24 protein-coding genes are annotated in these 24,347 nt (G+C 66.2%); 21 read left to right on the top strand and 3 right to left on the bottom strand.

Annotation, left to right across the window (positions count from 1 at the left end; translation table 11 throughout):
• Positions 1-67: 67 nt before the first annotated feature.
• The 11 genes from OOZ63_RS27350 (at position 68) to OOZ63_RS27400 (ending at position 10,562) form a co-directional block, all read left to right on the top strand.
• Positions 68-388, top strand: coding sequence for an integration host factor subunit beta (locus OOZ63_RS27350; protein ID WP_137940822.1), 321 nt, complete (start codon positions 68-70; stop codon positions 386-388).
• Positions 389-428: 40 nt separating this feature from the next.
• Positions 429-731, top strand: coding sequence for a LapA family protein (locus tag OOZ63_RS27355; RefSeq protein ID WP_266008853.1), 303 nt, complete (start codon positions 429-431; stop codon positions 729-731).
• A complete protein-coding gene (gene lapB / locus OOZ63_RS27360) occupies positions 721-1,869 on the top strand; it encodes a lipopolysaccharide assembly protein LapB (protein WP_266008854.1) in 1,149 nt (382 codons plus the stop codon). Before OOZ63_RS27355 ends, lapB begins: the two co-directional genes overlap by 11 nt.
• Positions 1,870-1,876: 7 nt before the next feature.
• On the top strand, positions 1,877-2,608 hold the full coding sequence (locus OOZ63_RS27365; RefSeq protein WP_266008855.1) for a glycosyltransferase: 732 nt from the start codon (positions 1,877-1,879) through the stop codon (positions 2,606-2,608).
• The gene (locus OOZ63_RS27370; RefSeq protein WP_266008856.1) at positions 2,605-3,720 is read left to right on the top strand and encodes a glycosyltransferase; all 1,116 of its coding nucleotides are present in this window, start codon (positions 2,605-2,607) and stop codon (positions 3,718-3,720) included. Before OOZ63_RS27365 ends, OOZ63_RS27370 begins: the two co-directional genes overlap by 4 nt.
• Entirely contained in the window at positions 3,717-4,709 is a 993-nt protein-coding gene (locus OOZ63_RS27375; RefSeq protein WP_266008857.1) for a glycosyltransferase family 2 protein, read from the top strand. Before OOZ63_RS27370 ends, OOZ63_RS27375 begins: the two co-directional genes overlap by 4 nt.
• Positions 4,706-5,716: a glycosyltransferase family 2 protein gene (locus OOZ63_RS27380; RefSeq protein WP_266008859.1), complete on the top strand. Its 1,011-nt coding sequence runs from the start codon at positions 4,706-4,708 to the stop codon at positions 5,714-5,716. Before OOZ63_RS27375 ends, OOZ63_RS27380 begins: the two co-directional genes overlap by 4 nt.
• Positions 5,713-7,434 carry a lipid A export permease/ATP-binding protein MsbA gene (msbA, locus tag OOZ63_RS27385; RefSeq protein WP_266008861.1) on the top strand — a complete coding sequence of 574 codons (1,722 nt, stop codon included), beginning with the start codon at positions 5,713-5,715 and terminating at the stop codon, positions 7,432-7,434. Before OOZ63_RS27380 ends, msbA begins: the two co-directional genes overlap by 4 nt.
• 328 nt (positions 7,435-7,762) lie before the next feature.
• Positions 7,763-8,644 (top strand): intradiol ring-cleavage dioxygenase, encoded by an 882-nt coding sequence (locus OOZ63_RS27390; RefSeq protein WP_266008862.1) that lies wholly within the window; start codon positions 7,763-7,765, stop codon positions 8,642-8,644.
• 50 nt (positions 8,645-8,694) lie between these two features.
• Complete coding sequence (locus OOZ63_RS27395; RefSeq protein ID WP_266008863.1) at positions 8,695-9,420, top strand: response regulator; 726 nt, start codon at positions 8,695-8,697, stop codon at positions 9,418-9,420.
• Between the two features lie 5 nt (positions 9,421-9,425).
• Positions 9,426-10,562: an ATP-binding protein gene (locus tag OOZ63_RS27400; protein WP_266008864.1), complete on the top strand. Its 1,137-nt coding sequence runs from the start codon at positions 9,426-9,428 to the stop codon at positions 10,560-10,562.
• On the opposite strand, the gene OOZ63_RS27405 is transcribed toward OOZ63_RS27400, so the two are convergent.
• Positions 10,549-11,811, bottom strand: a complete 1,263-nt coding sequence (locus tag OOZ63_RS27405) for a patatin-like phospholipase family protein (protein WP_266008877.1) — start codon at positions 11,809-11,811, stop codon at positions 10,549-10,551. The genes OOZ63_RS27400 and OOZ63_RS27405 overlap by 14 nt on opposite strands.
• Before the next feature lie 212 nt (positions 11,812-12,023).
• Positions 12,024-12,323, bottom strand: coding sequence for a hypothetical protein (locus tag OOZ63_RS27410; protein ID WP_266008865.1), 300 nt, complete (start codon positions 12,321-12,323; stop codon positions 12,024-12,026).
• 81 nt (positions 12,324-12,404) lie between these two features.
• On the opposite strand from OOZ63_RS27410, the gene OOZ63_RS27415 reads away from it, so the two are divergent.
• Positions 12,405-13,544, top strand: coding sequence for a hypothetical protein (locus OOZ63_RS27415; protein ID WP_266008878.1), 1,140 nt, complete (start codon positions 12,405-12,407; stop codon positions 13,542-13,544).
• A 75-nt stretch (positions 13,545-13,619) separates the two neighbouring features.
• Entirely contained in the window at positions 13,620-14,495 is an 876-nt protein-coding gene (locus OOZ63_RS27420) for a hypothetical protein (protein ID WP_416234791.1), read from the top strand.
• Positions 14,496-14,507: 12 nt separating this feature from the next.
• Here OOZ63_RS27420 and dnaE read toward each other — a convergent pair whose 3' ends face one another.
• Entirely contained in the window at positions 14,508-18,014 is a 3,507-nt protein-coding gene (gene dnaE / locus OOZ63_RS27425; protein ID WP_266008866.1) for a DNA polymerase III subunit alpha, read from the bottom strand.
• Positions 18,015-18,051: 37 nt separating this feature from the next.
• On the opposite strand from dnaE, the gene OOZ63_RS27430 reads away from it, so the two are divergent.
• From OOZ63_RS27430 to OOZ63_RS27465, 8 genes are all read left to right on the top strand, one after another.
• Positions 18,052-18,996 (top strand): peptidylprolyl isomerase, encoded by a 945-nt coding sequence (locus OOZ63_RS27430; protein WP_266008867.1) that lies wholly within the window; start codon positions 18,052-18,054, stop codon positions 18,994-18,996.
• Positions 18,997-19,036: 40 nt separating this feature from the next.
• A complete protein-coding gene (locus tag OOZ63_RS27435) occupies positions 19,037-19,828 on the top strand; it encodes a sulfurtransferase (protein ID WP_266008868.1) in 792 nt (263 codons plus the stop codon).
• Complete coding sequence (locus OOZ63_RS27440; RefSeq protein ID WP_266008869.1) at positions 19,825-20,793, top strand: alpha/beta fold hydrolase; 969 nt, start codon at positions 19,825-19,827, stop codon at positions 20,791-20,793. Before OOZ63_RS27435 ends, OOZ63_RS27440 begins: the two co-directional genes overlap by 4 nt.
• Positions 20,794-20,863: 70 nt before the next feature.
• Positions 20,864-21,658, top strand: coding sequence for an ABC transporter substrate-binding protein (locus tag OOZ63_RS27445; RefSeq protein WP_266008870.1), 795 nt, complete (start codon positions 20,864-20,866; stop codon positions 21,656-21,658).
• 15 nt (positions 21,659-21,673) lie between these two features.
• Positions 21,674-22,366: an ABC transporter permease gene (locus OOZ63_RS27450; protein ID WP_266008871.1), complete on the top strand. Its 693-nt coding sequence runs from the start codon at positions 21,674-21,676 to the stop codon at positions 22,364-22,366.
• Positions 22,363-23,049: an ABC transporter permease gene (locus OOZ63_RS27455; protein WP_266008872.1), complete on the top strand. Its 687-nt coding sequence runs from the start codon at positions 22,363-22,365 to the stop codon at positions 23,047-23,049. Before OOZ63_RS27450 ends, OOZ63_RS27455 begins: the two co-directional genes overlap by 4 nt.
• Before the next feature lie 26 nt (positions 23,050-23,075).
• On the top strand, positions 23,076-24,191 hold the full coding sequence (locus OOZ63_RS27460) for a succinylglutamate desuccinylase/aspartoacylase family protein (protein WP_266008874.1): 1,116 nt from the start codon (positions 23,076-23,078) through the stop codon (positions 24,189-24,191).
• A gap of 7 nt (positions 24,192-24,198) precedes the next feature.
• A partial coding sequence (locus OOZ63_RS27465; protein WP_266008880.1) for an ATP-binding cassette domain-containing protein occupies positions 24,199-24,347 on the top strand: 149 nt, incomplete at its 3' end.

Raw genomic sequence — 24,347 nt, forward strand, 5'->3', positions numbered from 1 at the left:
CCTGCAGGCTCGCCACTCTTTCGAGGGCGAGCCTGTTTCAATTCCAAACACAAGAATTCCTGACCTCATGACCCGATCCGATCTTGTTGCCCATCTGGCCGAGCGCTTTGGCCAGCTCACCCAGCGCGACACCGAGTTCGCGGTCAAGACCATTCTGGACGCGATGTCCGACGCGCTGGCCAAGGGCCACCGCATCGAGATCCGCGGCTTCGGCAGCTTCTCGATCAACCGTCGCCCTCCCCGCATGGGCCGCAATCCGCGCAGCGGCGAGCAGGTACTGATCCCCGAAAAGCTGGTGCCACATTTCAAACCGGGCAAAGCCCTGCGCGAGTCGGTCGACGAACAGCTGCCGGTGCTCGACGACAAGGGCAGCGAGATTCACGCCTGAGCGCAGTCAAGACGAGCGCCGCCCCCTAGAATCCGCCTCGATGCGTATCTTTGTCTGGCTCTTGCGGGCCTTCATCTTTTTCGCCCTCTTCGCCTTCGCGCTGAACAACAGCCAGGAGGCCACCGTGCGCTGGTTCTTTGGCCACGAGTGGCGCGCGCCGATGGTCATCATCGTGCTGCTAGCCTTCGGCTGCGGAGCCGCGCTGGGCGTGCTGGCCATGGTGCCGGCCTGGTGGAAGCACCGCCGCGTCGCACAGCGAGGCAGCGACATCGCACCGGCCGTTTCCGACGCGCCCACACCCACCGAAGTTCAGACCCCCAGCGGCGTACGCGATGGACTTTGATCTACGCTGGCTGCTGTTCGCGCTACCGGTAGCCTTCGGGCTCGGCTGGCTGGCCTCCAAACTCGATGCGCGGCAATGGAAGCGCGAGCAGCGTGATGCCCCCAAGGCCTATTTCAAGGGTCTGAACTTGCTGCTCAACGAGCAGCAAGACAAGGCAATCGACGCTTTCATCGAGGCGGTGCAAAACGATCCCGACACCTCCGAGCTGCACTTCGCCCTGGGCAACCTATTCCGCCGCCGCGGCGAGTATGAGCGAGCGGTGCGGGTGCACCAGCATCTGTTGCAGCGCGGCGACCTGCCGCGCGCCGAACGCGACCGAGCCCAGCATGCGCTAGCCCAGGACTTCTTCAAGGCCGGCCTATTCGACCGTGCCGAGGAGGCTTTTAACGCGCTGCGCGGCACCGCCTTTGAGACAGAGGCCGAGCTGGCCTTGCTGTCGCTGTACGAGCGCTCGCGCGAATGGCGCAAGGCCGCCGACGTGGCTCGCCATCTGGAGCAAGGTGGCACCGCCTCGTTTGCAGCTCGCATAGCCAACTATCTGTGCGAGCAGGCGCTGGAAGCCCAGGCCCGCAACGCGCATGGTGAGGCGCAGGAGCTGCTGGCCCAGGCCCGCAAGACCGCGCCCCAGGCGGCCCGAGCCCATGTGCTGGCCGGTCAGATGCTGGCCCGGCGCGGACAGCCCGAGCAGGCGATGGCCGCCTATGCCCAGTTGCTCAGCGCCAAGCCCGAGGCCTTCAATCTGGTGGCCGGTGACTATGCCGACGCCGCCCTGGCAATCGGTGCGACCGAGCCGGCGCTGGCCACGCTGCTGGCTCAGTACCAGCGCGCGCCCGGCATGCATCTGCTGCTGGCCATCGCTAAGCTGGAGCCGGCCGCGGCCGCCCAGCGCCAGCGCTTGGTGACCCATCTGCGCGCCGAACCCAGCCTCAGCGCCGCCCGCATGCTGCTGACCCAGAGCAAGGCCCAACTCAGCGACGAAGAAGCCCCGTTGATGGCCGCCGCGCTGGACCGTGCCAGCCGGCCGCTGCAGCGCTATCGCTGCGCCGCCTGCGGTTTCGAGGCCCAGCACTATTTCTGGCAATGCCCGGGCTGCCTGAACTGGGACACCTACCCGCCACGCCACGTGGAAGAACTCTAAAGACACCATGGCGAGCGACCGCGTCATTCTCTGCATGAAATGGGGCACGAAGTACGGCCCCGAGTACGTCAACCGTCTGTACGCGATGGTGCGCCGCCATCTGCGCGGCGAATTCCGTTTCGTTTGCCTGACCGACCGCCATGAGGGCATCCGCGCCGAGGTCCAGTGCCTGCCGATCCCCGACCTCGCCCTGCCGCCCGGCATTCCCGAGCGCGGCTGGACCAAGCTGACCACTTTTGAGGCGGATCTGCATGGCCTCAAAGGCACGGCCCTGTTCCTCGATCTCGATGTCGTTATCGTCGACGACATCACACCCTTCTTCGAGGTGCCCGGCGAGTTCCTGATCATCCATGATTGGAAACGCCCCTGGCGCATCACCGGCAACTCCTCGGTGTATCGCTTCACCCTGGGTGCTCATGCCGATGTGCTGGCCAAGTTCCGCCGCGAGTTCGAGAGTATCCGCGCCGAGGTGCGCAACGAGCAGGCCTATCTGTCCAACGAGATGCAAGCCAAGGGCTTGCTGAAGTACTGGGATGCAGCCTGGTGCGCCAGCTACAAATACCACTGCATCCCGCGCTGGCCCAGTAACTACTGGCGCGCCCCCTTCATTCCCAAGAGTGCCCGCATCCTGATCTTCCACGGTGTGATGAACCCGCCCGACGCGTTGGCCGGACGCAGCAACGGCAACTGGCGCCGCGCCAAGCCGGCACCTTGGATCGCGGACCACTGGCGCGAATGAGCCCGCCGCCCAAGGTCCTGCACTTCGTCACCGGCGGCTTCTCCGGCGCTACGCAGGTGGCGCTCGATTTGGTGCGCGCGGCCCAAGCCAGCAGCCGCAGCGAGCCTCTGCTGGTACTGCGGAGTAAGCGCCAGACCGACCCGCAGCGTGTCGCCGCGCTGCAGCAGCAAGGCCTGCCGCTCGAACTCGTGCCGGGCTGGAGCCATGCCGCGACGATCTGGCGCCTGCGGCAGATCTGCCGCCGCTTTTGCCCCGATGTGCTGGTGGCCCACGGCTTCCCCGAGCACCTGCTGGGGCGCTGGGCCGGGCTGCTGGCGGGGGTGCCCCATCTGGTGCACGTCGAGCACAACTCGCGCGAGCGCTACAGCCGATGGCGCCTGCTGCAAACCCGCTGGTTGGCGCGCCGCAGTGATGCCATCGTCGGTTGCTCAGAGGGAGTGCGCCAGAGCCTGCTGGCGCTGGACATGCCGGCCGACAAGACCCTGGCAATCTCGAATGGCATTCGGCTCGAGCCCTTTGCCGATGCTGACCGTCATCCCTATGCCCGGCGCGTGCCCGGTCTGGTGATGGCCGCTCGATTTGCCGGCCAGAAAGACCACGCCACCTTGCTGCAGGCCCTGGCCCTGCTGCGCCGGCAAGGACTGACCCCGCCCCTGCTGCTGGCCGGCGGTGGCAGCAAGCGCCATCTGGACAAGGCCAAGGCTTTGGTGCAGCAACTGGACCTACAGGACCAGGTGCAATTCCTTGGCTTTCATGCCCGTATGCCCGAGCTGCTCATGCAGCACCAGATCGCCGTGCTGTCCAGCCACTACGAGGGCATGCCACTTTCCTTGGTCGAGGGCATGGCGGCGGGCTGTGTCGCGCTCGGCTCGGCCGTCCCGGGCATTCAGGAACTGATACGCGACGGCGTCACCGGGCGGCTGGTACCGCATCAAGATGCAGGGGCGCTGGCTGATGCGATCGCCCAGCTGCTGCAGCAGCCCGCTCAGGCCTCCACGCTGGCCGCTGCCGGGCGCCGCCAGGCACTGCAAGAGCACAGCCTGGCTTTGATGCTGAGCCGCTATGAAGATCTTTTCGCCAACTTGGTCAACGCTGGAGCGGCCCGCCGATGACCCCTTGGCTGAGCCTGCTGCTGCCGGTATTCCGCGTGCGTCCCTATCTAGGCGCCTGCCTGGACTCGATCCTGGCGCAATGCGATGACGGCGTCGAGGTCCTGCTGCTTGACGACGCCTCGGATGACGGTTCGGCCGAACTGATCGAAGAGTTCCAGCGGCAGCAGCCCGGTCGCCTGCGACTTCTGCGTCATGCGCGCAACCAGGGCATCAGCGCCGCCCGCAACAGCCTGCTGGATGCCGCCACCGGCGACTATCTGTGGTTCATCGATCCGGATGATCTGCTGCTGCCGGGTGCCATCGCAGGGCTGCGGCGCGCGCTGGCGGCGCAGTCTCAACCCGATGTGCTGATGTGCGACTTTCGCATCCTGCGTGAGCAGTTCAAGCCCAAACACGCGCGCCGGGGCGAATTGCATATGCACAGCTTCATCGGCCCTTCGCACCAACGGTTGCAGGACCGTTCGCGCCTGATCCAGGGCCTGTTCGAGGCCGGCCATCTGCAGCCGTGGTGCAAGATCATCAAACGCAGCCTCTGGCCCGCACAGCTGCGCTTCCCGGTCGGCCGCTTCTTTGAGGACACGGCCGTGATGCCGCGCGTGATACTGCTTGCGAATAGCTATTGCCATGTGCCCGAGGTCTGGATCGGCTACCGCAAGCGCGAAGGCAGCGTACTGGCCCACCTGGACACCAAGAAGCTCGACGACATGAGCTTCGCCCTCAGCGGCTTTGGCGCCGAACTGCGCAGCGCTGGCGTCGATAAGGCCGCGCGCTTTTCCCTGGCCTATTTCGCTGCCGTAACCTTCATCAGTGCCTGCCGGCATGCCTGCCGACAGGGCGCCAGGGCGCTATTGCCCCTGTATCTGCAGCGTCTGAGACAAACCCTGGATGACAGGCCCGAGTCCTTGCGCGCCCAGTACCTGCAACGCGGCTGGATCTGGCGCTGGCTGCGCCTGCAGTATTGGCTGCGCAAGGCCGCAGCAAAGACATGACCATGGCACCTCGCCCCTGGCTCAGTGTGCTGGTCCCGGTCTACAACGTCGAGGCCTGGCTGCGCGCCTGCGTTACTTCGGTGCTGTCGCAGGCCGATGCCGGTGTCGAAATCCTGCTGCTCGACGATGTCTCCACCGATGGCTCGGCTGCGCTGATGCACACGCTGGCCGAGGAGAACCCGGGCCGGCTGACCCTGTTGCGCCACCAGCACAACAGCGGCCTGAGTGCCGCACGCAACACGCTACTGGAGGCCAGCCGTGGCGAGTACCTATGGTTCTTGGACTCCGACGACGAACTGATGCCCGGAGCAATCGCGGATCTCGCCGCGATCGTGAAGGGCCACGCCCCCGACCTGGTGCTGTGCGACTTTCGGACCCTGCGCGAACGTATGAAGCGCAAACATGTCTGGCGCGGTGAGCTGCATCGCCCTAGCTTCGATGGGCCGAGCGATCAGTTGCTCAGCGACCGCTCGGCCCTGCTACGAGGCCTGTTTTCGCTGGGTCAGCTGCACAGCTGGAGCAAAATCTCCAGACGCGGTCTGTGGGGCGATGATCTGCGTTTCCCCGTTGGCCGCTACTACGAAGACATGTACACCACCCCGGCCCTGGCGCTGCGCGCCACCAGCTATGTTTATGCGCCGCGCGTCTGGGTAGGTTATCGCCAGCGCGTTGGCAGCATTCTCGCCACGCTGACCCCCCGCAAGATCGACGACATGATGAACGCACTGGTCGGTCTGCCGGCCGCGTTGGACGCCCAGCAGCCGCCGATCAGCGAGGCGGCACGCTTCGCGCTAGCGCACTTCGCTGGACGTGGCTTTGTCAGCGCGGCCCGCTTCATGGCCCGCCAAGCGGACGAGGCCGCACTGGCGCGCTGTCTGCAGCAGTTTCAGGACAACTCGCCGCTGAGCGGTCAGGCTCTGCTGCGTGCCTACTTGGCGCGCGGCTGGCTGTGGCGCGCCAGTCGGCTCCATTACTGGCTGCGGCGCGCCGCAAAGGCAAACGCATGAATCTTGATCCCACACTGGGCCGGCTACTCGGCTTTGTGCGCCCCTATCGCATGGGGCTGGTGCTGACCGTGCTTGCCTATGTGGCGGCGGCGGCTACCGAGCCACTGATCCCCGAGCTGATCAAGACAGTGTTCGGCAAGGGCTTTGAGCGCCAGACCTTCTCGATCTGGTGGATCCCGCTGGTGCTGGTCAGCCTGTTTGCGCTGCGCGGCGTCGCCGGCTTTGCCGGCCAGTACATGCTGAACTGGACCGTGCTGCGAAGCGTGATGGACCTGCGCAAAGCTCTGGTCGATGCGCTGCTGCGCGCCGATGCCAGTGTCTACACCAGCCTGCAGGCCGGCACGGCGGTCACCAAGGTCGTCAACGACCCGCAGCAATCGCTGTCCCTGCTGGGTGGCACCGTCGCGACGGTGCTGCGTGACGGCCTGCCAGCCGTCGCCATGCTGGGCTACCTCTTCTTCCTGAACTGGCAGCTGACCCTGCTGTCCATGGTCACCCTGCCCTTGATGGCCTTTGTAGTCAAGAAGGTCAACAAGCGGGTGCGCGCGATGGGCAATCTCAGCTACGACGCGCAAATGCAGCTGTCGGCCAAGGTCGACGACCTCACCCGCGCCTGGCGCGTGGTGCGCAGCTTCGATGCCGCCACCCACGAACGCGCACGCTTCGAGGACATCGCCCAGCAAGTGCGGCGCAACACGCTCAAGCAGGTCGCGGCCGGCGCCTTGAGCCAGCCGCTGTCGCAGCTGGTGGCCAGCATCGGCCTGTCGCTGATCGTCGCGCTGGCCCTGCTGCAGGCGCGCGCGAATCAGGCCTCAGCCGCCGACTTCATCGCCTACATCACCGCACTGCTGCTGCTGGTCTCGCGGCTGCGCCATCTCAGCGATCTGGCGACACCGATCACCAATGCCCTGGTGATAGCGCGCGGCTGCCTGCAGTTGCTGGACTTGCCGGCCGAGCACGACGAAGGCCGGCGCGAACTCGCTGCCGTGCGCGGCGAGCTGCAGCTGCAGGACGTGCGCCTGCGCTACCCCGGCGCCGACAGCGCCGCACTGGATGGCCTGAACCTGCTGATCCCCGCCGGCCGCACCACGGCCTTGGTCGGCTCATCGGGCGCTGGCAAGAGCTCGGTGATCCATCTGCTTCAGGGCTTCGGCAGGCCAGACGCCGGGCGCATCCTCCTTGACGGCGTCGACATCGACGAGCTCCGGCGCGCCAATCTGCGCCGTCAGTTCGCTGTCGTCTCGCAGGACATCGTGCTGTTCGACGCCTCGGTGGCAGACAACATCGCCTATGCCCAGCCGCGCGACCCGGCCCGCCTGGAGCAGGCGCTGCGCGCCGCCCATCTGTGGGACTTTGTGCAGAGCCTGCCCCAGGGGCTTGATAGCCCGGTCGGTGCCAACGGCAGCATGCTGTCCGGCGGCCAGCGCCAGCGTCTGGCGATCGCCCGCGCGCTCTACAAGGATGCGCCAATCTGGGTCTTCGACGAAGCAACCTCGGCACTGGACACCGAGAGCGAACGCGCGGTGCAGCAGGCGCTCGACCAATGGCAAGGCCGCAAGACCCTGATCGTGATCGCTCACCGCCTGTCCACCGTGCGTTCGGCCGATGCCATCCATGTGCTGGGCGCCGGTCGAGTGATCGAAAGCGGAAGCCACGCCGAGCTGCTGGCCCGGGGCGGAGCCTATGCCTCGATGGTGCAGGCGCAGATTGGCGACTGAACACGATGATGACAAGACGGCGTCGCCAGCTCTAGAGGCTCATCGCTGCGCCGCCGGCGCTGGCCGAGCGCTTGCTGGCCGCACGGGCCTAGGCCCTGTTCAAGGACTGTGCCGGCCTGCACGGCCGGGTGGGGGCGCCATCGGTACGGGGATGGCACGCGAGTTGACAGACCTGCGACTGCAGTCTACGTGGCTTGCCCTGCGAGGAGCAGGCTCCCGGCCGATGTGTCAAGCCGGACACAATCTGCCTATCTTGCCGACAAGGACGGCGGCTCCAATGCAGACACCGGGCGATTACCGCCCCGATGTCCACCCAACAGGAGTCCGCATGCACAAAGCCGCCAACCACGACAGTGAAGGTCACGACCATGGTCTGGCCCGTGACCTGGCCCGGCTCCAGGCCCAGCAGTTGCAGCAGCGCCGCCGCGCTATTGGATTTCTGGCCGGCGCCGGCGGCCTGATGCTGATCGGCTGCGGCGGCGGCGCTGGCGAGGACAACACCGCCACCACCTCGACCAGCGACACCGGCACGACGACCGGAACAAGCACCACCACCAGCAGCTGCTCGGTCATCCCCGAGGAGACCGCCGGCCCCTACCCGGGCGACGGCTCCAACAGCGTCAACGGCGGGATCGCCAATGCACTGACCCTCAGCGGCATTGTGCGTAGCGATATCCGCACCAGCATCGCCAGCGCCAGCGGTAGCGCGGCGGGCGTCTTGCTGACCCTCACGCTGAAGCTGGTCAACACGAACGGCGGCTGCACCGACCTCGCCGGCTATGCGATCTATCTGTGGCACTGTGACGCCGAGGGCCGCTATTCGATGTACTCCAGCGGCATCACCGCCGAAAACTACCTGCGCGGTGTACAGCAAACCGGCAGCGATGGCACGGTCAGCTTTACGACCATCGTGCCCGGCTGCTACGCGGGCCGCATGCCCCATGTGCATTTCGAGGTATTCCGCAGCGTCAACAGCGCCAGCGCCTACAGCAACAAGCTCAAGACCTCGCAGATTGCGTTCCCCACGGAGGTCTGCAGCGACGTCTACAACAGCGTAGCCGCCTACAGCGCCAGCATCCGCAATCTGGCCGCGATCAGCTTCGCCAGCGACAATGTTTTCAGCGACGGCGTCACGACCCAGCTCGCAAGCATGACGGGCAGCGTCGCGACCGGCTACATCGCCAACCTCACCGTGGGCATCGCTGCTTGAGTGCTCGCGCCCCTGGTGTATCGTCCGCGGATGCACCGATGGAAGGCCTTATGAACGCCAGCGCGATCCACTGCCTGGTAGTGGACGACGACGGCGAGATCCGCAGCGCCCTGCAAGATTTTTTGCAGCGCTTCGGCATGCAAGTGGCCGCTGCGGCCGACGGCGCCGAGATGCGACGCCGGGTCGGCGCCCAAGCCTTCGATGTCGTCGTGCTGGACCTGATGCTGCCCGACGAGAACGGACTGTCGCTATGCCAGTGGCTGCGCGCTCAGCATCCCGGCGTGGCTATCGTGATGCTGACCGCCCAGGGCGACCCTTTCAGCCGCGTGCTTGGCCTGGAGATGGGGGCCGACGACTACCTGCCCAAACCCTTCGAGCCGCGCGAGCTGGTGGCCCGCATCCACGCGATACGCCGGCGCGTCCAACAGGGAGAGCGCCAGCCGGCATCGGGCGCCGAGCCGCCGCGCGAGTTGCGCTTCGAGGGCTGGCGCTTCGACCGCCTGCTGCGCCAGCTGATCTCGCCGGGCGAGGTGGTGGTGGCCCTGTCCAGCGCCGAGTACCGCCTACTGTCGGCCTTTGTCGAGCGGCCCGGTCGAGTGCTCAGCCGCGAGCAGCTGATCGAGCTGACCCGTGCGCCGGGCGTCGAGGTCAATGACCGCAGCATCGACCTGACCGTCTCGCGGCTGCGCCAGAAGCTGGCCGATTCTTCGCGCGAACCACGCCTGATACGCACGATGCGCGGCGAGGGCTATCTGTTCGACGCCAAGCCAGGCTGAGCGCGATGGGCTGGTTCACCGACACCCTGGCCAAGCGCCTGTTCCTGCTGATGTGGGCGGCCCTGGTGGCCAGTCATCTGGCCGCGTTCGCGGCCGTCCATCTGCTGCATTTTGAGCGCGGCACGCCGGCCCGGCTGCCGGTGTTTCCCTCACTGCCGCCCACGCCCGGACTGCCGCAGGACGAGCACGGGAGCCAACGCCCGCCGCCTGGTCCGCCGCCACCCGACAGTCTGGCCGAGCCGCCCCCGCAGGCGACTGGCCTGCCCACCGACGCGCTGATGCTCGATTATGGTATGCGCCTGCTCGTGATCGCGCTGGCGGCCTGGTTCGGCTCGCGCTGGGTGGCCGCGCCGGTACGCCGTCTGGTGCAGGCATCGCAGACCCTGGGCGAGGCTCTGGGCGGCCAGGAGCCCTTGCCAGAACTCGATGAACACAGCGGCAGCCAGGAGGTACGCGAGGCTGCGCGAGTCTTCAACCGCATGGCCCGCGAGCTACAGCGCCAGTTCAGCGAGCGCGGCCTGATGATGGCCGCGATCTCGCATGACTTGCGCACCCCGCTGACCCGCCTGCGCATGCGGCTGGAGACCATGGATGCGGCGCCGGTGCTGCGCGAGCGCTCCGTCGCCGACATCCGCGAGATGAACGGCCTGATTGACACGGTGCTGACACTGTTCCGCAGCCAGACCCATGCAGTCGAGCCACTGCAAGACACCGATATCGATGCGCTACTGCAGGCGCTCAGCGATGACCTGATCGAACAAAGACAGCCGGTGACCTACACCGCCGCCCCGGCCATCGCGCGGGCCCGCCCGCTGGCGCTGCGCCGTGTGCTGGGCAATCTGCTGGGCAATGCCCTGCGCTATGGCGGCCGGGCCGACATCAGTGTCGAGTCGCGGGGCCGCCAGGTCTGCATCCGCATTGACGACTCGGGGCCCGGCATCCCTCCAGCCCAACTGGAGGCGGTGTTCCAGCCCTTCTACCGCCTGGAGGGCTCGCGCAGCCGCGACACCGGCGGAATGGGTTTGGGCCTCTACATCGCCCGCGACCTGATGCAGCGCCAGGGCGGCAGTCTGCATCTGATCAATCGCCCCGAAGGCGGGCTGCGCGCCGAACTGCGGCTGCCGCTGGCTACGCCGGACTGAGGTTCTCTGCAAAACCGGCGCGGCGCTTGCGCATGGCGGCCGGATCGACGCTGGGCGCCTGGGCCGGCCAGCCAAAGAAGCGCTGCACATCGCTGCGTCGCGCCAGCGTGTCGGCCATGCCCAGCATGATCAGCTCCCCGGTGAACGAGGGCTCGAACAGCAAATAGCTGGTCAGTGCCGAGCCACTGGCGGCCTTGCCCTCGCCGGCCACGCCGACACTGCGCAGCAGCGCCTTGATCGGCGGCGGCAGGCTGGCCTGATGCTCGGCCGCCAGATCATCGAGGCGCCGGCTTGGCGCAATCACCAGCACATCGAGCGGCCGCAGCGGCGTCGCGCGGCGAGCCTCGGGCGTCAGCAGACCCAAGGTGTTGTTGATGCGTTGCAGACGCTCGACATCGACTGCCAGCGCATCCAAGAAGATGTTCGACAAGGCATGGCCTGCGATCTGCGCCATGCTGGGATGGCCCTCGACCAGCACCTCGCGGCGCGCACCCGGCGGCTCATGCATGCGACCCGCGCCGATGACCAGCACCCGGTCGGCCCCCAGGTGCACGGCCGGCGAGATCGGCGCGCTCTGGCGCATCGAGCCGTCGCCAAACCACTCCTGCCGGCCGTCCAGATCCAGCAGCTCGGCCGGAAAGATGAAGGGGATGGCCGACGAGGCCATCAGATGCTCGATCGACAGCCGTGTCTTCACGGCCACGCGCTGCGAACGCAGCCAGGGTTCAAACGGCAGCTGGGTCTGGTAGAAGGTCACATGCTGGCCCGAGGTGTAGCTGGAGCCGCTGATCGCCAGCGCCTGCATATGGCCGGCCGCCAGCATCTCATCGAGCCGCTCCATGCGCACCCAGCGGCGCAGAAGGGCTCCGAGCGGCGCATTGTCCAGCAGGCTGCGCGGGCGCGAGCGCTTCCAGCGCGCCAACGCCCAGCCCAGGCTCATCATCGTCATCCAGCGCGCGCCGGTGCGTATCACGCCGAAGGAGTCGGCGCAGTAGACCTGCTCGACATGCAGGTTCTGCCACAGATGCGTTAGCCCGTCGACCGCGCCATCGAAGTCGTCGGCATTGCAGGCCAGCGTCGCGGCATTGATGGCACCGGCCGAGGTGCCGGCAATCACTTTGAAGGGATTACCCTCAATAGCGCCGGCATCGCGCTTGAGCTGAGCCAGCGCCGCCAGCACCCCGACCTGGTAGGCGGCGCGCGCGCCGCCGCCGGTCAGTATCAATCCTGTCGTCGGCGGGGCCGCCATGTGCTGCATGGTCTGATCGGTCTCGGGTGGAGGGGGGCTGGGTTGACGACCATCATCGCCGATCAAACGCACAGCGACAGCCTCGAATAGAGGGTGGAGCAACGCACAAACAACAGACGCTGAACCGAAAGCGCCCGCCTATTCCAGCGACCGCCGGCTGCAGATCCACTTAGGCTTATCGGACAAATGGAGCCGGGACTTGAGTCCCAGGATCAAGGTAGAGAAAAAATGAGTAGCAGCCCCCCGGGTCGATCTGGAAACCTGCGCTGATTGCGCGCCTGACACCCCAGCAGATCGCCACAATACGGCCGGAACGCCTGGCCGAGTTTGACAGCGTCCAGCTCAACGCGTTTTCGCGTGTCCAGTTCGCCAGCCTCAGCGTTGAGCAGCTGCAGGCCCTGAGCCCCGAGCAAGTCGGCCATCTGGGCGTCAAGCATCTGCAAGGTCTCAGCGGCGCCCAGCTGCAAGCCTTCAGCCCCGAGAATTTCAGCCATTTCAGCCATTTCAGCCATTTCAGCCATTTCAGCCCAGCAGCCCTGACAGCGCTGACCCTCGCGCATTTCGACGCGCTGAGCCCCCAGCATCTGGCCGAGCTGAGCACCACCCAGCTTCGCATGCTGAGCCCGCTGGCCCTGCAGTCCTTGGACGCCACTCAGATCCAGGGTCTGGGCACGGCCCAGATCGCCGGCCTGAGCAACAGCCAGCTGGCCGTACTCAAGCCCGCGCAGCTGGCTGCGCTGGAAGCCGAGGACCTGCGCGCACTGGGTCTGGGACAGCTCAACAGCCTAAGCAGTGCGCAGTTCGCGGCGTTGGGGCCGGCCCAGTTGCAGGCGCTGAGCGACGAGCAGTGGGCCGGCCTGAACGGCCGCCAGCTCGGTGGCTTGAGCACCGGTCAGCTGCAGTCGCTGGGCACCGACATCTTGGCGGCGCTGAGCCCGGCGGCCCTGCGCGGGCTCAGCGGTGCCCAGCTCGCCTCGCTCAGCGAGACCCAGATCGCCGCACTGAGCGAGACCCAGCTGCGCGTGCTAAGCGCCGCCCAGATCGCCGCGCTGACGACCGAGGCCTGGCAGTCCTTGTCCGGTGCCAGCCTGAGCGAGCTCAGCGCGGCGCAGATCCGCGCCCTGCCCGCCAGCCATCTGCTGGTGTTGCAGGCCCAGCAACTGCAGGCCTTGCAGCCCGACCAGCTGACGGCGCTGGGCACCGCAGGCATCGCGGCACTGCGCCCGGAGCAGATCGCCGCGCTGCGGCCCGGCCAGATCGCCGCGCTCGACGAGGCCCAGGTCGCAGCACTCGACAAAAGCGATTTGCGAGCGCTGTCGTCCGAGGCCTTGCGAGCCCTCAATGTGACCCAGATTAGCGTGCTGAGCCCCGCCCAGCTCAGCGAGCTGGCGCCGGCCCAGTTGGCCCAGCTGACACCGGTGCAGATCGGCGCGCTGTCCAATGCAAGCCTGGCCGGGCTCAGCCTGGCCCAGCTGCAGGCGCTGGCGCCCGAGCAATTCGATCATCTCTACGGCAACCAGCTGGGGGCGATCACGCCCTACCGCCTGAGCATGCTCAGCAGCGCCGTGATCGCCTCGCTGGACGCCGAACAGCTGGCCGTGCTGAGTCCGGCCCAGGTGCTGACCTTGAACGCCCAGCAGTGGCAGGTGCTGAGCCCCGAGCAGATCGGCGCCTTCTCGGCCCAAGCACTGCGCGAACTGCCGGTGTCCACACTGGCCTTGCTGACACCCTAGCAACTGGGCTCGCTGAGTGCCGCACAGGGCGCGGCGCTGACGGCCAACCAGCTGCAAGCACTGAGCCTGGCGCAGCTGCAGGCGCTGGGCACGCAGGTGATCGCAGCGCTGAGCCCCACTCATTTCGACGCACTGAGCCCTGCCCAGCTCGGCGCGCTGAGCCCGCAACACACCGCCGCTATCAGCACACAGGACATGCACCAGTTCTCTGATAGCGATCTGCTGGCACTGCGCAGCGAGCAAATCACCGCGTTCAGCGCCGCCCAGCTGCGCGCGCTGGATATAGATCAGCTCAATGCGATGAGCACACAGCAAATTGAGGCCCTCAGCGGCCGCCAAGTACAGGCATTGCACGACAACCAAATCCACGGCCTCGCGCCGCAGCAGTTCGCCGCGTTGAGCCCCGCCGACATTGGTGTGCTCAGCACCGCTCAGGCGGCCGCGATGAGCGATGCCCAGCTGCGCTCGCTGAGCGCTCAGGCCATTGCCGCACTCAGCGAGGAAGCGCGTCGCGCGCTGCTGCAGCTGCAGGGTCTGAGCCGTATCGCGGCGCCCAGCGAGAACTGGCCGGACCTGGGCGGGGTCGGGCTGGGCCCGCTCGACACGCTGCCGACGCTGCCCAAGTTCGAGCCGATCCAGACCCCGTCCCGACCGGAACTGGCTATCGAGCTGGACTTCGACATCGCACTGCCGCCGACCCCGCCGGCCAGCATGGCGCTGGTCCTGCCGAGCCTGGATGTGGCGCCCGTGCTGGCACTGCCATCACGGCCTCATCTCTCCGAGCTGCTGACCCCAGCCCAGGACGTGCTGCTTGGCGCGGCTGAGGCGGAACCGACGCGCGGTCCGGGTCAGGACTCACCCGCCGTCGAGCTGTCGGCAGCCATGCTGCAGGAGTTGCAGCGGATGACGCAGGAGGCGCTGTTTGATGGACGCAGCCAGTTGCTGATCTAGTTCTGCCACGCCTCAGCTCGACTCGTAGACGATCTGCGGCGGCTCCGGGCTGATCGCTGCGAAGCGCTTGAGTGCTTCGTCGCAGGGCCAGAAGCGGCTGTCCTCGCCGAGGTCGATCTTGGCCTGACCGCTGGCTAGGAAGTGGTGGGTCATCACTTTCAGGCCCTGGTTGACGACGCCCTGCTCGCCCTGCTGCTGGCGCGCCGGCCATTGCTTGACCACCTCGTCCAGCGGCGGCAGCTTGTTCTTGACCGGGACATAGACATAGCGGCCGAAGCGCGCCCGCGCGCCGGCCAGGTCCCAGACCGCTTGCACAGTCAGGCGCAAGCCTCCGGAGAAGCGGTCGTTTTGCACCTTGCCCTGCACGATGATCAGTTCGTCGTCGGCCAGCAATTCCTTGTGAGCATTGATCAGCTCCTCGTTGGCCACGGCCTCGATGGCGTCGCTCTTGTCGTCGAGCTTGAAGATCGCGACACGGCCGCGGTGGCCGTTGATGATGCGCAGATCGCCGACGATTCCGGCCACCATGATGGGCTCACGGCTGTCCTGTAGATCGACGACTCGGCGCTTGACCATGCGCCGAACCTCTTCGCCACTTTGGTCGAAGAGATGGCCGCTAAGGTAGTAGCCGATCGCCGTCTTCTCCAGGCTCAGCCGTTCTTTGATGCTCCACGGCCCAGCCTGCACCAGCGGCGGCTCGGCGGTCGAGGAACCGTGGGTGTCGTCGAAGTCGAACAATCCGCCCTGGTCGACGTTCTGCGCCAGGCCGTCTGCATAGGTGTAACCCAGGGCCACGCTGGCCAGCAGCCGGGCGCGGTCGGGCTCGATCGCATCGAAGGCACCGGCCTTGATCAGTGCCTCGACCACGCGCTTGTTGACCTGCTTGCGGTCGACCCGGGCGCAGAAGTCGAAGAAGCTCTTGAACGGTCCGCCTTCGGTGCGCGCCGCGACGATGGCGTGGATCGCGCCGACGCCGGTGCCTTTGATCGCGCCCAGGCTGTAATTGATCTTGCGCTCCGACAGCGGCTCGAAGCGGTGTACGCCCAGGTTCACATTGGGTGGCTCGAACTCGATGCCGAAGAGCTTGGCATCGTTCATCAGGACCTTGAGCTTGTCGGTATCGTCCGACTCGATGGTCATGTTCGCGGCGAAGAACTCGGCCGTGAAGTGCACTTTGAGCCAGCCGGTGTGATAGGCCAAGAGGGAGTAGGCGGCGGCGTGCGACTTGTTGAAGCCGTAGCCAGCGAACTTCTCCATCAGGTCGAAAACCTCGTCGGCCTTGTTCTGATCGATGCCCTTTTCTGCCGCGCCCTTGCGGAACAGCTCGCGGTGGGCGGCCATTTCCTCGGCCTTTTTCTTGCCCATCGCACGGCGCAGCATGTCGGCGCCGCCCAGCGTGTAGCCACCCAGCACCTGGGCGGTCTGCATCACCTGCTCCTGGTAGACCATGATGCCGTAGGTCTCGGCCAGTACCGCTTCGGCCAGCGGGTGCGGGTACTCAACCTTTTCCTTGCCATGCTTACGCGCGACAAAGGTCGGGATCAGGTCCATGGGCCCCGGCCGGTACAGCGCGTTCAGCGCAATCAGGTCTTCCAACCGCGAGGGCTTGGCCTCCCGCAGCATCTTCTGCATGCCGCTGGATTCAAACTGGAAAACCGATTCGGTCAGGCCGTCGGAGAACAGCTTGTAGGTCTTGCGGTCGTCCAGGGGAATGGTCTCGAAGGCGAAGTCTCGGTGCTGCGGATAGCGCGAGGTGATGAATTCCTTGGCCAGCTCCATGATGGTCAAGGTCGCCAGGCCCAAGAAGTCGAACTTGACCAAGCCGATGGCCTCGACGTCGTCCTTGTCGTACTGACTTACCGCCGACGTCGAGCCGGGCTGCTGGTACTGAGGGCAGAAGTCGGTGATCTTGCCCGGCGCAATCAGCACGCCGCCGGCATGCATGCCGATGTTGCGCACCATGCCCTCGACCCGCGCGGCCAGTTTCAACAGGCCCGCCACCTCCTCGTCCAGCGCCTCACGCTCCTCGATCTCAGGTGCTTCCTTGCGTGCGTAGATGATCTTGTCGTCGGGCTTCTCGGGCACCAGGGCCAGGGTCACGGTCTTGCCGGGGGGCGCCGGGATCAGCTTGGCGATCGAGTCGACCTGGCCGAAGCCCATGCCCAGCACCCGGCCGATATCTCGCAGCGCCGCCTTGGCCGCCATGGTGCCGAAGGTGGCGATCTGGCTGACCGCCGGGCGACCGTACTTATCCTTGACGTAGTCGATCACCCGATCGCGGTTGCCCTGGCAGAAGTCGATGTCGAAGTCGGGCATCGAGACCCGTTCAGGATTCAGGAAGCGCTCGAACAGCAGGTTGTACTGCAGCGGGTCCAGGTCGGTGATCAGCAGCACGTAGGCGACCAGCGAGCCGGCCCCCGAGCCCCGACCCGGGCCTACCGGGCAGCCATTGTTCTTTGCCCACTGGATGAAGTCGCCCACGATCAAGAAGTAGCCCGGGAAGCCCATCTTGATGATGGTGTTCAACTCGAACTCCAGGCGCTCGACATAGCGCGGCCGCTCTGCGTCGCGCTTGGCCGGGTCCGGGTACAGCTGCTTGAGCCGGTGCTCCAGGCCATCAAAGCTCTGCGCGCGGAAATAGATATCCATCGGCATGGGCGTGCCGTCGTCTTGCAGCGGCGTCGGGAAGTCGGGCAACTGCGGCTTGCCAAGCACCAGGGACAGGCTGCAGCGCCGTGCGATCTCCACAGTGTTGGCGATCGCCGAGGGCACATCTGCGAACAGCGCCTCCATATCCGCCTGCGGGCGGAAATACTGGCCCGGCAGGAAGCGCTTGATGCGCTTGGGGTTGGCCAGGGTCTCACCCTCGGCGACGCAGACCCGCGCCTCATGGGCCTCGAAGTCCTCCTCGGCCAGGAACTGCACCGGGTGGGTGGCCACCACCGGCAGACCCAGCTCGGCGGCAAAGGGCACGCTGGCCAGCACCAAGGCCTCCTGGCCGGGCAGCCCGGCGCGCTGCAGCTCGATGTAGAAGCGCTGCGGGAAGATCTTTGACAGACGCTGCGCCCAGTCCAGCGCACGCGCCTTATCGCCCTGCAGCAGGGCCTGGCCCAGGCCGCCGTGCTGGGCCCCGGACAGGCAGATCAGGCCCTCGCCCAGCTCCTGCAGCCATTCGAGCTTCAGGCAGGCCTGGTTGCGGATCACGTTTTGTATCCAGGCGCGCGACAGCAGCTCGCTGAGGTTCAGATAGCCCTGCTTGTTCTGGATCAGCAGTAGCACACGCGAGGGTTGCTTGTCCGAGCCCTCCGGTTCCAGCCAGCAGTCAGCACCCAAAATGGGTTTGACGCCCTTCTTGCGGCAGGCGTTGTAGAACTTGACACCGCCGAACAGATTGGCCAGGTCGGTAACGGCCAGTGCCGGCTGCCCGTCCTTGGCCGCCGCCGCCGCGGCATCGTCGATTCTCAGGGTGCCGTCGACGACGGAAAACTCGGTATGGGTACGCAGATGGACGAAGGGCATGGCGAGATTGTAGAGAGCGGCGCTATGCTCGCCGACCATGGACAAGACATTGCTGCCCACCCTGCTGCTAACCGTGGCCCTACCCGCCGTCGTGCTACCGGCATTTGCCGCCGACCCAGCGCCCCGGCCGACCCAGCGCAGCAGCGCCGATATCTTGGCCCAATCGCCGGCCGACGATTGGCGCGGTCTGGATGCGGAAAACACGGTGCTGATGGAACTCCAGACCCGTGATGGAGTAGGTCAGGTTCTGATCGAGCTGGCGCCCCGCTTCGCGCCCCGTCATGCGGCCAATATCCGACAGCTCGCGCGCGGCGGCTATTACGACGGTCTGGCCGTCGTGCGCGTGCAGGACAACTTCGTTACCCAGTGGGGAGACCCGAATGGCGAGAACGAGAAGCTCGCCAAGCCGCTGGGCAAGGCCGAGGCGAAACTGCCGGCTGAGTTCTCGGTTTCACTCAAAGGCCTGGCACTGACCCGACTGCCCGATGTCGACGGCTGGGCACCGCAGACTGGCTTTGTCGAGGGCTTCCCGGTCGCCGCCGACCCGAAAAACGACCGCGCCTGGCTGGCGCACTGCTACGGCATGGTCGGCGCAGGGCGCGGCAACGCGGTCGACTCCAGCAACGGCAGCGAGCTCTATGCGGTGATCGGCCATGCGCCGCGTGGGCTGGATCTGAACATCACCGTGGTCGGCAGGGTTCTCAAGGGCATCGAGCTGCTGTCCAGCCTGCCGCGCGGCGGCCCAAACATGGGCTTTTACGACAAGCCCGAACAGCGCCCGACGATACAGCGCGCGCGGCTGCTGGCCGATATGCCGCAAAGCGAGCGCCCAGCCCTGCAGGTGCTGCGCACAGACAGCAAGACCTGGGGCGCGTTGCTGGACGCGCGGCGCTGGCGCAGCGGCTGGTTTGTGCACAGCCCGGGCCATATCGAGCTGTGCAGCGCCAGCGTGCCAACACGACCCACGCCGCCAGTCCAATGAGGGCTCGGCGCGACATGCCTACAATCCAGGCCTGTCCGCCATGCAAAACGCTCCGATTCTGAACATCTCGGCCTATCTTTTCGTAGGCCTGCCCGACTGCCACGCGCTGCGTGAGCGCCTCCATGAGCTGGCCCTGAGGCTGGAGCTCAAGGGCACGGTGCTCCTGGCCGAGGAAGGCATCAATCTGTTTCTCGCCGGCCCGGCCGAGGCTGTGCGCTCCTGGGTTGCGGCCCTTCACGAGGACACACGTTTCGCCCCGCTGAACCCGAAGGAAAGCTGGAGCGAGACCGTACCGTTCAAGAAGCTGCTGGTCAAGGTCAAGCCCGAGATCATCCGGATGAACCATCCGACGATCCGCCCGGACCAGGCCGAGCGCGCACCCGCACTGCCTGCCGCCACGCTGGCGCGTTGGCTGGACCAGGGTCATGACGACGCGGGCCGGCCGGTCGTGACCCTGGACACTCGCAATGCCTTCGAGGTCGATTACGGTACGTTTGACGGCGCGATCGACTGGCGCATCCACAAGTTCAGCGAGTTCCCCGAGGCGGTGCACCAGCATCGCCAGGAGCTGATGGGCAAGACCGTCGTGAGCTTTTGCACCGGCGGCATTCGCTGCGAGAAGGCCGCGCTGTATCTTCAGCAGCAGGGGCTGGACGGCCCCGTTTATCAGCTCGAAGGCGGCATCCTGAAGTATTTCGAGGAGACCGGCGGCCCGCACTACCACGGCAGCTGCTTTGTGTTCGACCAGCGCGAGGCGCTGGACGCCGGCCTGCATCCGGCCATCGAGATTGAGCGCCCAGCCAGCGAGGCCCACCGAGCGCCCCAGCCATGAGACGGGAACGGACAGGGCCGGGCGGCTTGCTGCTGAAGCTGCTTGGCCTGGCATTGCTGGGCGCTGCGCTGATGATGGCCGCCTTCCGCGCGCCCGAACGCTCGCTGGAGAGCCTGGTGGCGCGCTGGGCGCCGCCGCCCTCGGACTTCATCGAGCTGGGCGACCAGCTGGTGCATCTGCGCGACGAAGGTCCCAGTGAAGACCCGCAGCCCATCGTGCTGATCCACGGCACGGCGGCCAGCCTGCATACATGGGAAGGCTGGGCCACCGAACTCAAGCAGCGGCGCCGCGTGATCAGCTTTGACCTGCCCGGCTTCGGCCTCAGCGGCGCGCAGCCGCATGGCGATTACAGCGACAAGGCTTATATCGCTTTCGTACTGGCCCTGCTCGATCATTTGAAGCTGCCGAGCGTCGTGCTGGCCGGCAACTCGCTGGGTGGCCAGATCGCCTGGCAGCTGGCGGCCCAGGCGCCGCAGCGGGTCGCGGCCCTGGTACTGGTCGATGCGTCCGGCCATGACTTCAAACCCGACTCAGTGCCGCTGGCCTTCCAGCTGGCGCGACTGCCGGTGCTGCGGGGCCTGGTCAGCGGCCTGCTGCCGCGCCGCCTGGTCGAGGCCAGTGTGGCCAATCTCTACGGCAACCCGGCCAAGGTCGACACCGCCCTGGTTGACCGCTACTTCGAGCTGACCCTGCGCGAGGGCAACCGCGCAGCACTGCTGCAGCGGATCCAGCAGATGCAGCCGGGTCAGAACATCGCAGGGCTGGCCGGGCTGAAGCTGCCGACCCTGATTCTCTGGGGCGGCCGCGACCGGCTGATCCCCTCCGCCTACGGCCAAGCCTTCGCCGACGCGATTACCGGCAGCCGCCTGGTGGTGTTTGAGGCGCTAGGCCATGTGCCGCAGGAGGAAGATCCGGCCGCTACCGTGGCTGTGCTTCAGGATTTTTTACATTCGCTCAAACCCTGATGCCCTTTGCCTCATGGGCATTGCAATATCCTCACCTTGTTTTGCCATTCGCACACTTCTTGGAGAACGCATGCAACGTCGTCATCTGATCGCTCTGGCCGCCCTGGCCTGCAGCACCCTCACCGCTCTGAGCAGCCACGCCCAAGCGCCCGATTGGAAGAAGGTACGCATCGGTGTCGAAGGTGCCTACCCTCCGTTCTCCGAAGTCGGCCCGGACGGCAAGCTCAAGGGCTTCGAGATCGACTATGCGCTGGCCCTGTGCGCCGAGATGAAGGCGGAGTGCACTCTGGTACAGCAGGACTTTGACGGCTTGATCCCGGCCCTGCAGGCGCGCAAGATCGACGCCATCATCGCCTCGATGTCCATCACCGATGAGCGCAAGAAGGCCATCGCCTTCTCCAAGGCCTACTACAACACGCCGGCCCGCTTTGCCGCCAAGGCCGACGCCAAGCTGGATATCAGCGCCGCCGGCATGAAGGGCAAGAAGATCGGCGTGCAGCGCGCCACCATCCACGAGAAGTTCGCCGCCGACCAGTTCAAGCAAAGCGAGATCGTGCGCTACGCCACCCAGGACCAGGCTTATCTGGACCTGAAGTCGGGCCGCATCGACGCGACCGTTGCCGACTCCGTCGCCATCGACACCGGCTTCCTGAAGACTGCAGGCGGCAAGGGCTATGCCTTCGTTGGCCCGGCCTTCGATGACGTCAAGTACTTCGGTACCGGCTCGGGTGTGGGCATGCGCAAGGCCGACGAGAAGGCCCTGGGCAAGAAATTCAACGATGCCATCGCCGCGCTGCGCGCCAACGGCACGTTCAAGAAGCTCAACGACAAGTACTTCGAGTACGACGTCTCGCCGAAGCAGTAAACCCTCAATCAACGCATGTTTCTGCACGGCTATTTGCCCAGCCTGCTGGAGGGTGCCTTGGTCACGCTGAGCGTGGCCCTGGCCTCTTTGGCCTTGGCCATGGTGCTCGGCATGGCCGGCGCCATGGCCAAGCTCTCGCGCTTTCGGGCCGCGCGCGGCGTCGCTCAGGTCTACACCACGGTGATACGCGGTGTGCCCGATCTGGTGCTGATGCTCTTGATCTTCTTTGGCGGCCAGTTGGCCGTCAACGAGATCGCGCTGGCGCTGGGGCATGAGGACTATGTCGACGTCGACCCCTATTTGGCGGGCGTGCTGACGATAGGCTTCATCTTCGGCGCCTACCTGACCGAGGCCTTTCGGGGCGCCTTCCTGGCCGTGCCGCCCGGCCAGCGCGAGGCCGGCCTGGCCTACGGCATGAGCGGCTGGCAGATCGCCCGGCGCATCACGCTGCCGCAGATGTTTCGCCATGCACTGCCAGGCCTGTCGAACAACTGGCTTGTGCTGATCAAGAGTACGGCCATCGTCTCGGTGATCGGCCTGCATGATCTGATGACTCGCGGCTCGCAGGCGGCCGGCACGACGCGCGAACCCTTTGTGTTCTACGCGGCCGTAGCCGTCATCTACCTGGCCTTCACCAGCGCCTCCGAGCTGGTATTCAAGCATCTGCAAAAGCGCTTCTCCGTCGGCGTGCGCCAAGGACTGTTGTGAATCTGGACGCGATTGCCGAAAACCTGCCGCTGTACTTCAGCGGCGCCTGGACCACCCTGCAGCTGCTCTTGATCTCGCTGATGCTGGGCTTGGCGGCGGCCATCCCCTTGGCCCTGCTGCGCTGCATGCCCTCACGCTGGGTGTCGGGCCCGGTCTGGCTCTACACCTATTTCTTCCGCGGCACACCGATGCTGGTGCAGCTGTTCCTGGTCTACTACGGCCTGGCGCAGTTCGAAGCAGTGCGCGAGAGCGTGGCCTGGCCTTATCTGAGCTCGGCCTGGTTCTGTGCCTGCTTGACCTTTGCGTTGAATACCTGCGCCTACACGGTCGAGATCATCGCGGGCAGCATCCGCGCGCTTCCTCACGGCGAGATCGAGGCCGCCAAGGCTCTGGGCATGAGTCGCGGCGTGATGCTGCGCCGCATCGTGCTGCCCTCGGCACTGCGTCGAGCGCTGCCTGCCTACAGCAACGAGGCCATCTTCATGCTGCACGGCACCTCGCTGGCTAGCATCGTCACGATCACTGACCTGACCGGCGCCGCGCGCCAGGTCAACTCCACCTACTACCTGCCCTTCGAGGCCTTCATCACGGCCGCGCTGTTCTACTTTGTGCTGACCCTGGCCCTGGTGGGCTTGTTCCATAAGGCAGAGGCTCGCTGGCTCAAGCCGCTGATGCCTCGCTGAAGTCCAGATGACGCCGCGCTGAATCCATGCAAACCTCTCGCCACCCCCTGCTCTCGCCCGCCCCCGGCACCCAGCGAGAGCTGATCTCGCTGCACTACGGCCGTAGCGGCACCGAGAAAGCCTATATCCAGGCCTCACTGCATGCCGATGAGCTGCCCGGCATGCTGGTGGCCCACCATCTGCGCCAGCAACTCGATGCACTCGAAGCTTCTGGCCGCATCGCCGGCGAGATCGTGCTGGTGCCCATGGCCAACCCGATCGGCCTATCGCAGTTTCTGCTGCACGGACATATGGGCCGCTTCGAGCTGAACTCGGGCGAGAACTTCAACCGCCACTACCCCGACCAGATCGCCAATGTCGCGACCGCCGTCGAGAGCGAGCTCAGCGACGACGCGGCGCGCAATGTGCGGCTATTGCGCCTGGCCCTGCGGGAAGCGGTGCTGCAGACCCCGGTCGACACCGAGCTGCAGTCGCTGCGCCGCACACTGATGAGCCTGTCCTGTGACGCCGACATCGTGCTGGACCTGCACTGCGATGCCGAGGCCGTGCTGCATCTCTACACCGAGACGCCCTGCTGGCCGGAGTGCGAGGTGCTGGCGCGCTTTTTGGGTGCTCGTCTCACGCTGCTGGCTCAGGACTCCGGCGACCGGCCGTTCGACGAGATCTGCTCCCAACCCTGGTGGCGCTGGGCCGAGCAGTTCAAGCACCGCTTCCCGATTCCGCAGGCCTGCCTGTCGGTCACGGTGGAGCTGCGAGGCCAGGCCGATGTCGACCACGCGCTGGCCCGGCGCGACGCGCAGCACATCATCGATTTCCTGACCCATCGCGGCCTGATCTCGGGCCAGGCGCCGGCGTTGCCGGCTGCCGTCGGCGATGCCCGTCCGCTGGCTGGCAGCATTCCGGTCAAGAGCCCGTCAGCCGGCGTGCTGACCTTTTTGCGCGATGCCGGCGCCATGGTCAGGGCCGGAGAAGTCCTGGCCCATGTGATCGATCCCCTCAGCAACCAAGTGAGCGAGCTGACAAGCCCAGTCGATGGCCTGCTGTTCGCGCGCGAGTCGGTGCGCTTCGCCCATGCCGGCATGAAGGTGGCCAAGGTGGCCGGCCTGACTGCACTGCGAACCGGTAAGTTGTTGGGTGATTGAGAGAAAAATGTCCGAAGCCAGCCTTGTTATTGAAAACCTGCACAAACGCTATGGCGAACGCGAGGTGCTCAAGGGCGTCTCGCTGTCCGCGCGCACCGGCGATGTGATCACCTTGATCGGCTCCAGCGGCTCCGGCAAGAGCACCTTCTTGCGCTG

It is taken from the genome of Paucibacter sp. PLA-PC-4 (assembly GCF_026241155.1).
Classification (GTDB): domain Bacteria; phylum Pseudomonadota; class Gammaproteobacteria; order Burkholderiales; family Burkholderiaceae_C; genus Roseateles_E.

Excerpts from the sequence above, each read along its gene's own strand:
- OOZ63_RS27350 (WP_137940822.1), top strand. The coding sequence starts at position 68 with ATGACCCGATCCGATCTTGTTGCCCATCTGGCCGAGCGCTTTGGCCAG.
- OOZ63_RS27355 (WP_266008853.1), top strand. The coding sequence starts at position 429 with ATGCGTATCTTTGTCTGGCTCTTGCGGGCCTTCATCTTTTTCGCCCTC.
- lapB (WP_266008854.1), top strand. The coding sequence starts at position 721 with ATGGACTTTGATCTACGCTGGCTGCTGTTCGCGCTACCGGTAGCCTTC.
- OOZ63_RS27365 (WP_266008855.1), top strand. The coding sequence starts at position 1,877 with ATGGCGAGCGACCGCGTCATTCTCTGCATGAAATGGGGCACGAAGTAC.
- OOZ63_RS27370 (WP_266008856.1), top strand. The coding sequence starts at position 2,605 with ATGAGCCCGCCGCCCAAGGTCCTGCACTTCGTCACCGGCGGCTTCTCC.
- OOZ63_RS27375 (WP_266008857.1), top strand. The coding sequence starts at position 3,717 with ATGACCCCTTGGCTGAGCCTGCTGCTGCCGGTATTCCGCGTGCGTCCC.
- OOZ63_RS27380 (WP_266008859.1), top strand. The coding sequence starts at position 4,706 with ATGACCATGGCACCTCGCCCCTGGCTCAGTGTGCTGGTCCCGGTCTAC.
- msbA (WP_266008861.1), top strand. The coding sequence starts at position 5,713 with ATGAATCTTGATCCCACACTGGGCCGGCTACTCGGCTTTGTGCGCCCC.
- OOZ63_RS27390 (WP_266008862.1), top strand. The coding sequence starts at position 7,763 with ATGCACAAAGCCGCCAACCACGACAGTGAAGGTCACGACCATGGTCTG.
- OOZ63_RS27395 (WP_266008863.1), top strand. The coding sequence starts at position 8,695 with ATGAACGCCAGCGCGATCCACTGCCTGGTAGTGGACGACGACGGCGAG.
- OOZ63_RS27400 (WP_266008864.1), top strand. The coding sequence starts at position 9,426 with ATGGGCTGGTTCACCGACACCCTGGCCAAGCGCCTGTTCCTGCTGATG.
- OOZ63_RS27405 (WP_266008877.1), bottom strand. The coding sequence starts at position 11,811 with ATGGCGGCCCCGCCGACGACAGGATTGATACTGACCGGCGGCGGCGCG.
- OOZ63_RS27410 (WP_266008865.1), bottom strand. The coding sequence starts at position 12,323 with ATGGCTGAAATGGCTGAAATGGCTGAAATTCTCGGGGCTGAAGGCTTG.
- dnaE (WP_266008866.1), bottom strand. The coding sequence starts at position 18,014 with ATGCCCTTCGTCCATCTGCGTACCCATACCGAGTTTTCCGTCGTCGAC.
- OOZ63_RS27430 (WP_266008867.1), top strand. The coding sequence starts at position 18,052 with ATGGACAAGACATTGCTGCCCACCCTGCTGCTAACCGTGGCCCTACCC.
- OOZ63_RS27435 (WP_266008868.1), top strand. The coding sequence starts at position 19,037 with ATGCAAAACGCTCCGATTCTGAACATCTCGGCCTATCTTTTCGTAGGC.
- OOZ63_RS27440 (WP_266008869.1), top strand. The coding sequence starts at position 19,825 with ATGAGACGGGAACGGACAGGGCCGGGCGGCTTGCTGCTGAAGCTGCTT.
- OOZ63_RS27445 (WP_266008870.1), top strand. The coding sequence starts at position 20,864 with ATGCAACGTCGTCATCTGATCGCTCTGGCCGCCCTGGCCTGCAGCACC.
- OOZ63_RS27450 (WP_266008871.1), top strand. The coding sequence starts at position 21,674 with ATGTTTCTGCACGGCTATTTGCCCAGCCTGCTGGAGGGTGCCTTGGTC.
- OOZ63_RS27460 (WP_266008874.1), top strand. The coding sequence starts at position 23,076 with ATGCAAACCTCTCGCCACCCCCTGCTCTCGCCCGCCCCCGGCACCCAG.